The 14,776-nt window shown below is 50.7% G+C and carries 19 protein-coding genes; 17 read left to right on the forward strand and 2 right to left on the reverse strand.

The features are described 5' to 3' along the window. The first annotated feature begins 162 nt into the window (after positions 1–162). Positions 163–786, forward strand: a complete 624-nt coding sequence (locus BLQ82_RS02310) for a hypothetical protein (protein ID WP_062520634.1) — start codon at positions 163–165, stop codon at positions 784–786. An 81-nt stretch (positions 787–867) separates the two neighbouring features. Here BLQ82_RS02310 and BLQ82_RS02315 read toward each other — a convergent pair whose 3' ends face one another. Next, positions 868–1,485, reverse strand: coding sequence for a nitroreductase family protein (locus BLQ82_RS02315; protein WP_062520635.1), 618 nt, complete (start codon positions 1,483–1,485; stop codon positions 868–870). 331 nt (positions 1,486–1,816) lie between these two features. Between BLQ82_RS02315 and BLQ82_RS02320 the strand changes: the two genes are divergently transcribed. The 16 genes from BLQ82_RS02320 to BLQ82_RS02390 all read left to right on the forward strand — a co-directional run bounded on the left by BLQ82_RS02320 (position 1,817) and on the right by BLQ82_RS02390 (position 13,680). Then, entirely contained in the window at positions 1,817–2,230 is a 414-nt protein-coding gene (locus tag BLQ82_RS02320) for a helical membrane plugin domain-containing protein (RefSeq protein WP_025703573.1), read from the forward strand. Between the two features lie 17 nt (positions 2,231–2,247). Beyond that, complete coding sequence (locus BLQ82_RS02325) at positions 2,248–3,426, forward strand: NAD(P)/FAD-dependent oxidoreductase (RefSeq protein WP_062523966.1); 1,179 nt, start codon at positions 2,248–2,250, stop codon at positions 3,424–3,426. 276 nt (positions 3,427–3,702) lie between these two features. Next, complete coding sequence (locus tag BLQ82_RS02330) at positions 3,703–4,566, forward strand: DUF2785 domain-containing protein (RefSeq protein WP_062523967.1); 864 nt, start codon at positions 3,703–3,705, stop codon at positions 4,564–4,566. A 75-nt stretch (positions 4,567–4,641) separates the two neighbouring features. Continuing rightward, complete coding sequence (locus tag BLQ82_RS02335; RefSeq protein WP_062523968.1) at positions 4,642–5,271, forward strand: SGNH/GDSL hydrolase family protein; 630 nt, start codon at positions 4,642–4,644, stop codon at positions 5,269–5,271. A gap of 195 nt (positions 5,272–5,466) precedes the next feature. Then, positions 5,467–6,015 (forward strand): YhfM domain-containing protein, encoded by a 549-nt coding sequence (locus BLQ82_RS02340; RefSeq protein WP_062523969.1) that lies wholly within the window; start codon positions 5,467–5,469, stop codon positions 6,013–6,015. 113 nt (positions 6,016–6,128) lie between these two features. Next, entirely contained in the window at positions 6,129–6,875 is a 747-nt protein-coding gene (gene map, locus BLQ82_RS02345; RefSeq protein ID WP_062524130.1) for a type I methionyl aminopeptidase, read from the forward strand. A gap of 32 nt (positions 6,876–6,907) precedes the next feature. Next, entirely contained in the window at positions 6,908–7,228 is a 321-nt protein-coding gene (locus tag BLQ82_RS02350) for a carboxymuconolactone decarboxylase family protein (protein WP_020433839.1), read from the forward strand. Positions 7,229–7,259: 31 nt separating this feature from the next. Then, a complete protein-coding gene (locus BLQ82_RS02355) occupies positions 7,260–7,844 on the forward strand; it encodes a DJ-1/PfpI family protein (RefSeq protein WP_062523970.1) in 585 nt (194 codons plus the stop codon). 25 nt (positions 7,845–7,869) lie between these two features. Beyond that, the gene (locus tag BLQ82_RS02360) at positions 7,870–8,685 is read left to right on the forward strand and encodes a hypothetical protein (protein WP_062523971.1); all 816 of its coding nucleotides are present in this window, start codon (positions 7,870–7,872) and stop codon (positions 8,683–8,685) included. A 53-nt stretch (positions 8,686–8,738) separates the two neighbouring features. Continuing rightward, on the forward strand, positions 8,739–9,161 hold the full coding sequence (locus tag BLQ82_RS02365) for an Rrf2 family transcriptional regulator (protein ID WP_062523972.1): 423 nt from the start codon (positions 8,739–8,741) through the stop codon (positions 9,159–9,161). Positions 9,162–9,860: 699 nt separating this feature from the next. After that, positions 9,861–10,037 carry a hypothetical protein gene (locus BLQ82_RS31740; protein ID WP_157243819.1) on the forward strand — a complete coding sequence of 59 codons (177 nt, stop codon included), beginning with the start codon at positions 9,861–9,863 and terminating at the stop codon, positions 10,035–10,037. 116 nt (positions 10,038–10,153) lie between these two features. After that, entirely contained in the window at positions 10,154–10,282 is a 129-nt protein-coding gene (locus BLQ82_RS32500; protein WP_244280672.1) for an acetyltransferase, read from the forward strand. Positions 10,283–10,420: 138 nt separating this feature from the next. Continuing rightward, complete coding sequence (locus BLQ82_RS32505) at positions 10,421–10,792, forward strand: helix-turn-helix domain-containing protein (RefSeq protein ID WP_244280673.1); 372 nt, start codon at positions 10,421–10,423, stop codon at positions 10,790–10,792. Positions 10,793–10,899: 107 nt separating this feature from the next. Next, positions 10,900–11,631: a metallophosphoesterase family protein gene (locus tag BLQ82_RS02380; protein WP_062523974.1), complete on the forward strand. Its 732-nt coding sequence runs from the start codon at positions 10,900–10,902 to the stop codon at positions 11,629–11,631. A 231-nt stretch (positions 11,632–11,862) separates the two neighbouring features. Further along, positions 11,863–12,729: a VOC family protein gene (locus BLQ82_RS02385; RefSeq protein ID WP_062523975.1), complete on the forward strand. Its 867-nt coding sequence runs from the start codon at positions 11,863–11,865 to the stop codon at positions 12,727–12,729. 75 nt (positions 12,730–12,804) lie between these two features. Further along, on the forward strand, positions 12,805–13,680 hold the full coding sequence (locus BLQ82_RS02390) for a beta-1,6-N-acetylglucosaminyltransferase (RefSeq protein ID WP_062523976.1): 876 nt from the start codon (positions 12,805–12,807) through the stop codon (positions 13,678–13,680). Positions 13,681–13,789: 109 nt separating this feature from the next. Here BLQ82_RS02390 and BLQ82_RS02395 read toward each other — a convergent pair whose 3' ends face one another. Further along, positions 13,790–14,545, reverse strand: coding sequence for an MBL fold metallo-hydrolase (locus tag BLQ82_RS02395; protein WP_062523977.1), 756 nt, complete (start codon positions 14,543–14,545; stop codon positions 13,790–13,792). Positions 14,546–14,776: the final 231 nt, after the last annotated feature.

Consider the following 14,776-nt stretch of genomic DNA (forward strand, 5'->3'; position numbering starts at 1 on the left):
TGCGGATTCGTAAAAAGGCGAATGCTTTAAATTTGGGTATGTTTTCAGAATCATCCTAATGTAAGCGCTATTATTCGTCCGTATCCTTAGTTTTTTGGTGTATAATTTAACCGTATATAAGTGCAGAAGCAGGCTATACATAAGAATGGAAGGGTGACGGCAATGAAGCTATTTCGGGTGAAGACCGGGCTGCCCGGGGTGGACCGGATGAAGGAGTTTCTGGAAGATAATTACGTATGTATCGGCTATACAGGTATAGGGGATCTGGAGCATGCCGGCAAAAAGGAAATCCGCACACGCCTGATTCTGGCCGGAACCACCGCCGGAGCGGAGCTGGAAGCTGCAGCGGACAGTCTGGACATGTTCGTGAATGTCATGCAGGATGGGGATTATGTGCTGATCGGGGACGGGGAGTGGGCTTATCTGGGCGATCTGGGCGATTATTTTTATGCAGAAGCCTTTGATTCGGCTGAAGACGGACGCTGCCACCGGCGGGGAGTGACCTGGCTGAAGACGGTGCCAGCTCCGGCGCTTAATCCGCTGCTGAGTGCTTGGATTGGCGGAGAAGAACCAGTCTTGCAGTACGATGGTCCGCTTCCGGAGGCAAGGCTGGAGCTGTGGATTACAGATCCCTCTGCGGACGGTATTCACGAAGGCGAAAAGACAGGAACAGTAGATGCAGAGACGTTGTCAAAAGCACTAGCCGTGCTGAAATGTGCCTTGGACAGCGGAGACCCGGACCGGCGGGAGCGTGCGGCAATTGCTCTGCTGCAATATGCCAAATGATCTTTTTGCAGCGGATTGTTCAATATATTTAAGCACAAGAGCCTCCCGGCACAATGCCGGAAGGCTCTTTCTAAGCTACAATCAAAAAAACTCTACAAATTCATTCACCGGCTTACGGTAGCCGCGGGGTCTGATCTTGTGCTGGTTGTCTTTGCCGATCGTAATCAGCATGACAGGCACCATATTGTCGCTCAGGTTCAGGGCCGCCTTGACGGCTTGTGCATCGAAACCGATCATCGGGCAGGTGTCCCAACCCTTGTCCTTGGCAATCAGCATGAACTGCATGGCTGACAAAGAGGCATTGCGGACCGCTTCATCGTGCTGAAAAGCGTCATTACCGCTGTAGGCGCCGTGGATGTCGGCAATCGTCTGGTCAAAAGCATCCTCGCTCATGGCTCCCAGCATTTTGAGTCCGCTGTAGATTTCAGATGCCTGCAGATAGGCATTTTTGTCTCCAAGCACGACAATGACGGCAGATGCGGTATGGATTTTGTACTGGCCATAGGCCGCTTCGCGGATCTTTTCCTTCAGGCCTTCATCACTGACCACTTTATAATGGGTGTGCTGCAAATTGTAGGCTGAAGGGGCGAGGCGGGTGAGCGAGAACATTTCTTCCAGCTCACTTTGGGGGATTTTGATCCCTTCGACGAAGTTATTTGCCGATCTGCGTGCTTGAACCAATTCTGAAAAAGTGCTCATGTTCATTCCTCCATAATATATGTAGTGGTTAACAATTATTAATAGCTGATATTAATAAATGAACTTACTAAATGTTACTTGCTAAACATATCACGGTGTTTGAACATAGTCAATGATCAAATGCAGCTCAAAACAAAATTTTTTATGAAATTGAGAAATGAATCAAAAACCGCAGAAAAGAAGTGATTTTAATCACAAAATAAGGATATACAGGCAAAAAGATTGTGACATTTATTACATGAAGAATGTTATAATAATCACATTGATTTAGGGATTAATCTTTTCATCCATTTTTATTATGAGAGAAAGCTAATGTAAAGGAGAACTCAATATGTCAGAAACAATCACGCAAAGTAAATCATTTATCAAAGAGGATCTTCTGGATCAGCTTTTGAAGCCTGAGGTGCAGGAATCCCTAACGACGCTGGTGGAGCAGCTTCCCCAGATTACGCAGCTGGTTGGCGCATTAACCAAGTCGCTTGATTTTGTGCAGACTGTTGCATCGGATGAGGTGCTGAAGAGTGACACGGTAGGTGCCATCAAAGAACTTGCCGAGCCTGTAGTGGATTCCGTCAAAACGATGGCAGCTACGGTAATCGAAGCCAAGGATCGTGCCAACGAAAGCAGCGAAAATATCACACTATTCGGCATGATGCGCATGATCAAGGACCCTCAGGTGCAAAAAATGCTTCGTTTCATGAATGCATACCTGCAGGTCAGCGGCGAACGGAATCCACAAAAATAAGGACGGAGGAAATTATGATGTCAAAACATATCGTTATTCTCGGAGCTGGCTACGGCGGTCTTCTGAGTGCTATTAACGTGCGCAAATATATGAGTAAGGCTGAAGCAAAAATCACGGTTGTCAATCAATATCCGACGCATCAGATTATTACGGAGCTCCATCGCCTGGCCGCAGGAAGTGTTGCGGAACAAGCCGTAGCCATGCCGCTCACCAAGCTTTTTGCCGGAAAAGACATTGATCTGAAAATTGCCAAGGTCAAATCATTTTCTGTTGACAGCAAGCAGGTGCAATTGTCTGACGGTACGGCGCTCTCGTATGATGCGCTTGTTGTTGCGCTGGGCAGCACTACTGCTTATTTCGGCATTCCTGGACTGGAAGAGTATAGCATGGTGCTGAAATCCGCCGCTGACGCCAAAAAAATTCATGCGCATATTGAAGACCGCATTCGTGAGTATGCGAAGACACACAATCCTGCCGATGCGGCGATTCTGATTGGCGGTGGCGGTCTGACCGGCGTCGAGCTGGTAGGCGAGATTGCTGATGTGCTGCCGAAGCTGACCAAACGCTATGGTGTGAATCCTCAGGAAATCAAGCTGATGCTAGTAGAAGCGGGTCCAAAAATCCTTCCGGTGCTGCCGGATCACCTGATTGAGCGTGCAGTAACGAGCCTGACTGCCCGCGGTGTAACCTTCCTGACAGGCCTTCCTGTTACGAATGTTGCCGGCAATGTAATTGATCTGAAGGATGGCCAGCAAATTGTTGCCAATACCTTCGTATGGACCGGCGGTGTGCAGGGCAATCCTCTGGTCGGCGAGTCCGGCCTGGAAGTGAACCGCGGCCGTGCGACTGTGAATGACTTCCTGCAGTCCACTTCGCACCCGGATGTTTTTGTCGCAGGGGACAGTGCGGTTGTCTTCGCAGCGGACGGACGTCCATACCCGCCGACAGCACAAATTGCCTGGCAGATGGGCGAGCTGATCGGCTACAATCTGTATGCTTATCTGACTAACACAGCCTCCGAAGCTTTCAGTCCAATCAACTCCGGGACGCTTGCCAGCCTTGGGCGCAAAGACGGTGTGGCAATTATCGGGGCCAGCAATACTCCGCTAAAGGGCTTGCCGGCAACCCTTATGAAGGAAGCGAGCAATATCCGTTATTTGTCCCATATCAAAGGCCTGTTCAGCCTGGCGTACTAATTATTGATTCAATCTGACTTTTGAATAATCTGATATAAAGCGGCTGTTTAACCTTCAAGCTAGACCTGCTCCCTTGGCAGCATAAGGGTCGGGTCTGATTGGAGGTTTTTTTGGTCTAATGGAAGGGCTAGCGGGAATGTGTTATTTTACATAGTAAATAGGTGGAAGGCATTTTATGCTGGGTGAATCAAGCATTGAAGGCCAAAGGCAACTGCCCGCCGATGCTATGCCAAGGCCCGCACAGGCTATAGACTGCTGAGTCTTAGGAGGGAAACAATGAACCAAATCAGAACACAGTTAATGATCGACTTGCAAAGAATAGCAGCAGAGCAGTACAAGCTTCGTGAGGGTGAGGAGGTGCAGGATTTCATCTGCCTGATGCTGGAATATATCGGGGACCCTCAGCCTGAGCTGCGGGACGAGCTGATCTATCCGGCCTTCTACGAATGGATTCTGGAGCAGCGCCTCTTCTCTTCCGGCGAGTTGCGCGGCATTCTGGCGGTGCTGCTGGATGAGCAGCATCTGTTCTTTGGCTTAGGCACCCAAGGAGACGAAAAGGTATTTACTCGCACCTTCTCGGCACTGGTAATAGGTCTTATTATCCAGCGGCACAGAGAACAGCCTTTTCTGGATGCTGCCGGGTTTCATCAGCTGAAGTCAGCGCTGCTCAGTTATTATACTGAAGAACAAGATCTCCGGGGCTATGTCGAACAAGGCGGCTGGGCCCACTCGGCGGCTCACGGGGCAGATGCCATTGATGAATTAGTGCAGTGTGAGGAAAGCGGTGAGACCGTGCAGCTAGAGGTGCTTGAAGCGGTCCGTGACATGCTGCAGAACGGAGTATATATCTTCAGAGAAGAAGAGGATGAGCGGATAGCTACGATTGTGGATACGATGATCCACCGCAATTTGCTTGCGCGGGATCGCATTGCTGAATGGATCAGCAGTCTAGCAGCCGGCGGCAGCCAGCCCGGAAACCGCAGCCTATACATCAACAGGATCAACAGTAAAAACTTTGTGCGGGCTCTTTATTTCAGGAGAGAAAGGGAGTATTTCGGCAAGGAGCTTCAGGAAGCTTTGCTTGCCGCTGAATTGAAAATGAACGAGTTCACAGCAAAAACCACTAATTCTGTTCAATAGATGCTCCGCAAAAATCTATTTGCTATAATAGGTTTGCTTATACTATAACAGCTGTTTCATAGGAGGACTTTCAGGATGGAATTTCAAGAAAACGATATCATTTTGTTCCAGGGTGACAGCATTACGGATTGGGGCCGCAACTATGAAGACCCGTCTTCGCTTGGTGTGGGCTATGCACTGATGGTAGCCGCACGGCTGGGATTGCTGTATCCCGAGAAGAAGCTGACCTTCATCAACCGCGGTATCAGCGGCAACCGTGCGGCGGATCTGCAGCGGCGCTGGGACAAGGACTGCCTGGAGCTGAAGCCGACTGTAGTTTCGATATACATCGGCATTAACGACACCTGGCGCCGCTTTGACTCCGGTGAGGAAACAACGGCTGCACAATTTGAAGCTTCCTACCGGGATATTATTGAACGCACCCTCAGAGCAACCCATGCCAAGCTGATTCTGGTTGAGCCTTTTGTGCTGCCGGTTCCGGAAGACCGCAAGGGCTGGCGCCAGGATCTGGACCCGAAAATCCACGTGGTGCGCGAGCTTGCCCGCGAGTATGGTGCCCTGCTGGTTCCCCTGGACGGGCTGTTTGCTGCAGCATCCGTGAAGGCAGATTCTGTATTCTGGGCACCGGATGGCGTGCATCCTTCCCCTGCCGGACATGCGCTCATTACCGAGGCCTGGCTGAAAGCGGCGGGAGCCATTAGCTAATCTGTCGGCAGGCTGCATTCCTTTACATAAAAAAGCTGCCAATCCTTAAGGACCGGTCCGTTGAGATAATGGACGGGTCTTTTTTTATTTTTGCAGAAAATGCCCCACCTTCTAAAAGGAAAGCTAGCCGTTTCTCTCTGCTAAAGGGCGAGAATGTTATTTGGTTCACAAGACTGCTATAATTGGAGAATACATATGGATTTGGAGGTGGAACCCATTAAAAGGCTTCTGCTGACTGTGCCTGTTCTGTTGGCTGTTCTGCTGAGCGGCTGCCAGAATGCTTTTGGATTTATCAATGCCAGGTGGATTTCAGAGATAACCCTGGATTGTCAGCCTGCCGGCGATAGGACGCAGAGTGAACCTCTTGAGAGCCGGACTTTTACGGATCCTGCATTTATCAAGCTGATGGCAGATGCGATGAACGGCAGCAAGAGGCTGCAAAATGATCTCTACCATGGGGCTGAGTTTAAGATGAAGCTGACCTTCGGGGATGGCTATACGGAGGATTATATTCTGAACCTTGGAGAAGCCAAAGGTAAGCAAGGGCTGCTGGTCCTTGCGGAGAATAGCACCAAAGGATATAAGGTCTCCGCTAAGGACGCCGACAAGCTGAGAAAACTTGTGTATAGTGAAGCAGGTTCTGCGGCTGACGCCGGAACAGGAGCCGCACAGGCTTCAGTTGCGGTCCCGGGACCGGTAACCGTATCACGGAATATGGATCATTCGTCAAGCTTTTTACCCTGAAGCCCGATTACTCTATACAGGAATATTGTTAGTAGGGGTCACAGTCTGTTCAGGAGACAAATACAATACAGCCACCCATGCGGGATAATTTGAAACGGAGAGGAATGGAGCAGATGACGAGCGATACAGCGCAGGATTTACAAGGGTTGAAGGCGGTAGGCCAAGTGGTTGGCTACACTATTGCGGAAATGAGAAAAAGTATAGCTCCCGGTATGACCACCGCTGAGCTTGACAAGGTGGGGGCAGCGATTCTGGAGCGGTTCGGCGCGAAATCCGCGCCCAAGGTCACTTATAATTTTCCGGGAAGCACCTGCATCAGTATCAATGAAGAGGTGGCCCACGGAATTCCGGGCTCCAGAGTCATTCAAGCAGGAGACCTGGTTAACATTGATGTTTCCGCCGAGCTGAACGGTTATTATGGGGACTCAGGGGTTTCTTTTCAACTGCCGCCGTACAATGAGAAGCTTGTCCATCTGTGCCGCAGTACTGAGGAAACTATGATGAGTGTCATCAATCATCTTAGAGCGGGGATGAAGGTTAACGAAATCGGACGGGTGATGGAGACGGAAGCCCGCAAACGCGGCTATAAAGTAGTGCGCAATCTGTGCAGCCACGGCATTGGCAGATCGCTGCATGAGAAGCCTTTCGAAATTCTTCCGTTCTACAATCCGCGTGTAACCACTGTGCTCAAAGAAGGGCAGGTCATTACCGTCGAGCCTTTCCTGTCTACCGGGGCGGATTTCGTGGAGCAGCAGTCTGATGGGTGGACCCTCAGTGTTAATGACAGCAGCCGGGTGGCCCAGTATGAGCATACGATCATAGTCACCAAGGGTAAGCCGATCATCCTGACCAGTGCCTAGACAGGTGCATATTTGAAACGGAGGCTAAAAAAATGGATCATTTACCGCAAGTGAGCAATGCATTTGCCACCTTTATGAAGGAAGCGCCACAGCAGCAGCAGGCTTGGATGGAGACCGTCCAGAAGCTGGACGCGGCAAGCCGTCTTGATCCGAAGACTGAAGAGATCGCCTATATTTCGGTATTGGCTGCGGTGCGCCTGGAAAGCGGACTGCCCTTTCATGTAAAGCATGCCAAGGCGCTTGGAGCCACGCGGGAAGAGATCATCAGTGCTGTTCTGCTGGGACTTCCGGCGGTGGGCAACGCGGTTATTCAGGCTTTGCCGGTGGCCTTGCAGGCATATGACAGCGAGTAGTTTTTGAATTGCCGGGAGGAGAAGGATAACGATGCGTATTGCTTTTATACTTTTTGACGGGATCACTTTTCTGGATTTTGCCGGCTTTTATGATGTGATTCGCCGCTTGGGGAATTTTGAAGCAGGACATGGACTGGAAATGGATGTTTGCGGGTTCAGGGAAGAAGTGCAGGATGAGCAGGGATTGACGGTCAAGATCAGCCGGGTTCAGCCGGAGCTCGGGCAATATGATCTGCTCTTTGTGCCGGGCGGAATGGGGACGAGAATTCTGCGCAAAGACGGACCTTTCATTTCCTGGCTTCAAGGTGCCAAGAGTGTTCCTTACAAGGTATCGGTGTGCACCGGTTCATTGCTGCTGGGCGCAGCCGGGTTCTTGCAGGACTGCTGGGCCACAACACATCCTTCTTCCTACGGGCTGCTGGAGCCTTATTGCGGGCAGGTAGTGGAGACGCGGATCGTTCAGGACGGCAGGATCATTACAGGAGGCGGAGTGTCCACCTCTATTGATTTGGGATTGTATATGTTGTCGCTTCTGGCGGGAGAAGATGCCATGCTGGCTGTTAAGAAGCAAATCGACTATCCCTATGTTATGCAAGGAATCATTCGCAGACAGTAGAAGAATGGAGAAACGGGGCTTTAAGATGAAAGAAAAACCAGCCATATTGACAGCCTTGCAGCAGCAGATAGATGATCGTGAGCAATGGCCGCTGCTGACAGATTCTATGCTGCAAGAGAGCGGTCTGCCCGGGCCGCGGGCTAACCTTACGCTGGCGGACAGCTTTGCCAAGCTGTTTGCGGGACCTGATGTGACGGAGACTGCCTGGGAGCTGATCACTGCCTGGTCACAGCTCCCGGAGTCTGAAGCAAAGTCAGGTGATCCGCAGGAGTACCTGGCTTTCTGTGCGGTGTGGGCCTGCGGAGCCCATTATGCCCATGCGGACAGTACTCGGCGGAGCCAGGCGGAAAAGTTCTTGCAGGCGGCGATGAATGATGGCAGATGGAGGTTGCGTGAGGCTGCGGCAATGGGGTTACAGTCCTTGGGTGAATACGACTTTGCTCTCCTTAGGGGGCTGCTTAACGGCTGGCGTCCGGGCGCTACGCTGCTGGAGCAGCGCGCTTTTGTGGCAGCGCTGGCGCATCCGCCATTGCTGAAGGCTGAGGCCAATGTTCTGTACTGCCTGGAGCTGGCAGCCGGAATTATGGAGGGTATCCGCAGCGGCGATTCAGGCTCAGCCGACCGGGAACATTTTCGCGTCTTGTCCAAAGGTCTGGAATATAGTCTCAGTGTATTTGCCGCCAGTCTGCCCCAGCCCGGATTTGCCATGCTGCGTAAATATGCGGCGAGCGGAGATCCCCGGCTGATTAAGATCGTGAAGAGCAACCTGGGCAAAACAAGGCTGACCAAGAATTATCCTGACGAGGTTGCCGGGCTGCTGCAGCTATTGACATCTGGTTAGAATGTAACTATTATAGTTGCATCTATGGGCTAACGCACTAAGGAGAGATTTCCATGAACATCAGCACCCGGTTTGCGGTGGCTATTCATATTTTGACGCTGATCGACAGTAATAAGGAAGGCAAGAGCACCTCGGAATGGATCGCAGGCAGTGTCAACACCAACCCGGTGGTGATCCGCCGGCTTACAGGCATGCTGCATAAGGCTGGGCTGGTTGAGGTCCGCCCCGGTGTAGCGGGAGCGAAGCTTGCGCGCAGCCCGGGTGAAATCACACTGCTGCAAATTTACCGCGCTGTGAATGCGGTGGAGGCGGACACGCTGTTCTCCGTTCACGAGCATCCGAACCCGAGCTGTCCTGTCGGCAAAAACATTGCCGGAGCTATAGTCCCGGTCTTTTCCCTGGCCCAGCAGGCACTGGAGAATGTGCTGCAAGGGGTTACACTGGAACAGATCGTGAATCAGATTCCGGTGTCTTAATGAGACTGTAATGCGCTGCGTCTTGGAAAAGGGGGCCATAGCCATGTTCATGGCTGCGGATTGCCCCTTTTTTTGTTGCTTGTGCCGGATTTGACAGGAACAGAAGTGGAAAAAGTACAACTTAAACTAGCCGATCACCTCCTTCAACAACGCTAGTGGGAAAAAGTACCACTAATTTGGCCCATAAGACCGCTTCGGCCGGGTTTTCACCAGATTAGGTGGAGAAATTCCCACTAAACACTGCTGTTACGCAGATTTCAGCGATTTAGTGGGACAAATTCCACTTAATAGTATACAAGTGAAGTACTTGCTGTCTGGCAGGAAAGTGAAATTTAAGAAAACCTTCAGGAAGAATTTATGTGATTTTAAGGTTCGGGGAGTATAGTAGAGGTCTCCACCCCCCAGTGGATAGGTTTTTGTTTAGATCCTGTCGTGCCTCGGCGGGATCTTTTTAATGGCAGCGAACCGGATTCGACAATTTCAGCAAACCTTTATTAGATTTTCATACGCTTTTAAGCTTCAGGGCTTATAGTGATCCAATGACCCCCTTATAAATAGACCTTGGCCCTGCCGGACGTTGGCGGGGTCCCTTTTTTGTTTAAAGAATAGGTAGGCGAGTTGGCTTGGGTTGTCCATTCCTTTACACTATATTCCAAATGCTTTAGACTGACACCATGCATGCACGAAGGGAGTGGATTGATGTTGCTTATTGCGTTGGTTCTATGGGTCATCGGTCTGGTGGTGCTTATGCTCGTCATCAGAAAGGCTGTAGACGGTTCACAGACCTCAGACAAGCTGGACATATTGATTGAGGAAATCCGGCTGCTGCGCAAAGAAATTAGGGAAAGCAAACACATCATTGATAAACGGATGTAACACGGGAACGTTCTATTTTGTCTATAAGAGAGATACGTGGGCTATATTCAGTTCTATCCGATTGATGGCGATGAGCGGACAGAGTACGGCCGGATGTCACGGGTGAGATTTACGGAATGGACCAGTTTATCGGCGAGCCCGGGCTCTGGAATCAGGGGATTGGCTCGCAGCTGGTAAAAGAGACAGCTGTCTTTCTCCTTACAGTGAAGCGGGCGGATAAAATTGTGATGGACCCGCAAAGCTAGAACCACCGGGCGCTGAGAGTGTATGAGAAAAACGGGTTTGTGCGCAAAAAGCTGCTCCCGGAGCATGAATGGCACGAAGGGGAATATAGAGACTGCTGGCTTATTGAATACAGCGGGACTGGAACCAAGGAGATGCTTATGAAAAATCAATTATCGCTGCTGGCGGCTAGCTTGATTCTGGGATTATCTATTATTACCGGCTGCATGATTATCAGCAATGACCGGCCGGCGGGCAGCGGGCAGGCGGTTGAAGCACAAGCCACTGAGAATAAGCTTCTGCTGACGCTTCAGGAGACGGCAGTCCTTCTGGGAATCAGTGAAGATCAGGTGATGAACATTATGAAGGCTGAAAATTCCCTGTTGAGTAATGACGGGCCTTTCGGCGGAACCAAGATTCCGTACATTAAGGTCGATGCCCAGTTTCTGTTCAACAAGGCAGGGCTGCTGGAATGGATTCAAGCCGCAACCACTGAAAAAAGAGTCTACAGCGGCGCAAAAATGTTTAAATGATGGAAGATACAGCGGCCGGGTGTCCAAACATTCTCCGGAGTCATGACCAAGTACCGAAATGGAAAATCACAAGTTAGTTTATACAGTACAGCAACGGAGGTACATACGTGGAGACAATCGCAATAATTTCAGATATTCATGGCAATGTAACAGCTTTGGAGACGGTTCTGGCGGATATTCAGCAGCGCAAGATCAGCCGGATCTTCTGCCTGGGAGACCTTGTGGGCAAAGGACCCAATTCTGATTGGACTGTCGACCTGATCCGGGAGCATTGTGAGAAAGTGGTCAGGGGCAACTGGGATGAGTTCATAGCAGGTGAAAGTGAGCTTGAGGCGATAAAATGGCATCAGGCTCTGCTGGGAAAAGAACGCCTGGCGTATTTGAGCGGACTGCCGTTCTCCATTGAGTTCTGGATGAGCGGCCGTTACATCCGTCTTTTTCATGCTTCGCCGCGGAGTGTAAATGAGCGGGTCCAGCCCTGGGACGAGCTGGAGCTGCGTGTGTCGCTGTTTGAGTCTTCAGAGCTGTGCAGCAGCCAGCTGCCTGCGGATGTGGCCGGATATGGGGATATTCATGGCGCCTATCTTCAGCACTTGGAAGGGAAGACGTTATTCAATGCGGGGAGTGTCGGCAATCCGCTGGATCTGACACAGGCCTCGTATGTCATTATGGAAGGTGAGTACGGAAGCCACAATCCGGCACCGATGAATATACAGTTTGTAAGGGTTCCTTATGACATCGAGCGGGCTGTACAGCAGGCTGTAGATTCGCAAATGCCCCATTTGGCGCCTTACATTAAAGAGCTTAGGACTGCTGAATACAGAGGCAAAGGCGGATGAATTCAGGCAGCAGATGTATTCATATGAAGTTCTAGTTAAGCCTGACCGTGCTGGTCGGCTTTTTTCTTTTTTGGAAAAGTAATTGACAAACTTATAGAATGCTACTAAGATAAAGTTAGTTAATATGTAACGGGAACAGTTACAGCTTGCTGAATCGGAGTATTGGAACTTGTTAAGACTAACCATAAACATGGAAATTGGATAACTTATGTTCATTCAGGAGGGGTTTATATGACAACAGCAGCAACATTGCCGCAAACTTTGGAAATTGGAAGGGTGCAGCTTCGGGTAAGCAATCTGGAGCGTTCGCTCGCTTTTTATCAGAACGTGGTAGGGCTGAAAGTGCTGCGCCAGAGCGGGCGCGAAGCGGAAATGACAGCGGATGGCCAGCATGTGCTCCTGGTGCTGCGGGAGATTAAGAACGCGCGGGTGCTCCGGCGCAATTCGGCAGCGGGGCTGTATCACTTCGCCATTCTTGTGCCTGACCGTCCCAGCCTGGGACTGGTGCTGCGCAATCTGATTGATTCCGGCATTCACATCGGTCAGGGCGATCATCTGGTCAGTGAGGCACTGTACATTCAGGACCCCGATAATAACGGAATTGAGCTGTACCGTGACCGGCCGCGGGATACATGGAAGCATGAGGCGAACGGGGATGTGGTCATGACCACAGATCCGGTGGATGTGGATGGACTGCTGGCTGCTTCTGAGGGCCTGTCCTGGACCGGGCTGCCTGCAGGCACTGTGATCGGGCATGTTCATTTTCACGTGGGCGATCTTGGCGAGGCCAAGAGATTCTACGTTGATACGCTGGGCTTCGAGCAGACAGCGCAATACGGTGATGCAGCGATGTTCATCTCAGCGGGGGGATACCACCACCATATGGGGCTGAATATTTGGGCAGGTCAAGGGGCTCCGGCTGTACCGGCGGATGCGGCGGGCATTGACTATTTTACCCTGCTGCTGCCAAGTATTCATGAACGTGATGCTGTGGCTGAACGGGTCCGCTCCGCCGGATACCAGGTGGATGAAGCCGGTGGGATTGTCACCGTTACCGATCCATGGAACATAGGCATTAAGCTGCTGGTGAAGCCGTAAAAAACGCTAAGACTTGTTCATCTTCGCTCATTCCCCTATAATATGTGGGAATAAATGAGCGAAAGGATGAATGTCTTGCATAATTTCAGAATGGCATATGTTGTCCTTTGTCATAAAAATCCGGAGCAGATCAATCTGCTGCTGGAATCGCTAACGGATGAGCATGTGGAATTTTTTCTCCATGTGGACCGGAAAAGCGGGATCGAGGCGCAAATCCTACACCGGGAAGACATTCATTTTGTGAAGCAGCCTGTGGATGTGCAGTGGGGCCACTACGGCCAGATTGAATGCATTCTTAAATGCTTTGAACTGATTAAGGAACATGGGCATTTTGACTACATTCATATTATAAGCGGTCAGGATCTGCCGCTGGTTTCGAACCGGACAATTGTTGACTTCTTCAAGGAAAACCGGGGAAAAGAGTTCGTCAAACATCTGCAGCTGCCGAATGAAGCGGAAATGTGGGGCTGCATGTACAGAGTGTCTGTGTACTATCCGAGGTTTCTCGTCTCCCGGGCCAAGGCCGTCTCGGAAATCCGCAACCGCTACATCAATCTGGTGATGTCGGTGCCGATGCTGAAGCGCAGCCTGAAGCACCTGCCGGATGCTCTGTATAAGGGCTCGAATTGGATGTCTGTTACCGGAGAATGCATGGAATACATTTTGGAGTACATCCGCAGTAATCCGGGCTATGTCCGTTTATTTAAAAACTCCTTTTGCGGAGACGAAATCTTTTTCCATAGTATTATTTTGAACAGCAGCTTTAAGCATAAGGTGGTTAATGAAATCAAACGTTATACCGATTGGGAGACCGGGCCGGAATTTCCGAGAACACTGCGGGCAGAGGATTACGAACGAATCCGGCAAAAGGGAACCGGATGCTTCTGGGGCCGCAAGTTTGATCTGGATGTGGACCGGGAGATCGTTCAGGATATCCTGCAGCTGGCCTAAATCACGACTACTCAAAAGAATTAATATAAAGCAGGAGCTGGACCGGCTTAGACTGGTCCGGCTCCTGCTTGTTACGTTCGTTTAGGCATGCCCGCATATGGGCCGGAGACTAATTGCCTCCCTGCGCCAGTTCGGCAATCCGGCGGTTAACGCCGCCCCGGAACAGGCCCCCGTGATAGCAAATGACCTGATCGATTTCAAAATCAGCAAATTTATGCAGAGACCGGAGGGCTTCAGCCATGTCAGGTGTAGCTGCTGCATCGGGACCGCATAGCTCACCTCCGCGCACAGTCAGCGCATCGGCTGCAATCAGCGTGCGGCTGGCCTGATGGTACAGGCTCAGATGGCCCGGACTGTGGCCGGGAGTATGAATGACAGTAATTCCGCCGGCAATGGGCAAAAGCTCGCCGCCTGTAAGCGTCTGGTCCACTCTTCCTTTGGGAGTATGAGCCAGCACATGCAGAAAAGCCCGCTTCCATTCCTCCGATACGTTGTTGGGGAGCATAGCTTCGGCGGCGGCCAGCGCTTCAGGAGTGTGCTTCAGCAGCATTTTGTCGCCTTCGATATAAGGCCGCTCAATTTCATGCGCGAGAACGGTGATTTTGGTTTCGCTCTGTTCCAGAAGAGCGGGCAGGCTTCCGATATGATCGATATCCTGGTGAGTGATAAGGATGGTCCGCACAAGGTTCCAAGGCACAGAGGCATCAGCCGCAGCCTGCTTCAACTTTTGCGCTACCCCGGGCACTCCGGTATCGATCAGTACAGCCTCTTCTTTGTCCCAGATCAAGGCAGGATAGAATGTGTCTATCCCTCCCATGACGGGGACCGAAATCTCCAGCATTTCAATTCCTTTGGCGATATGCATGATATCCCTCCGCTACTAAAGATAAATTTATGCCGTTAGGCTAATGCATATCATACGCAAATCCGGTTTTGTTTTCAATAGCCGAATTTAATATTATAACACAAATAAATATTTTTGTCAACCTTTTAAATGGTGAACAATATTTGCGCTATGTAAAGCTGGCTTTACATTTTGTGCGGGAGATGATATTCTCTATGTAAAGCTAGCTTTACATTACCGGGAGGAACAGCC

Source organism: Paenibacillus jilunlii (genome assembly GCF_900102965.1).
GTDB lineage: Bacteria > Bacillota > Bacilli > Paenibacillales > Paenibacillaceae > Paenibacillus_AQ > Paenibacillus_AQ jilunlii.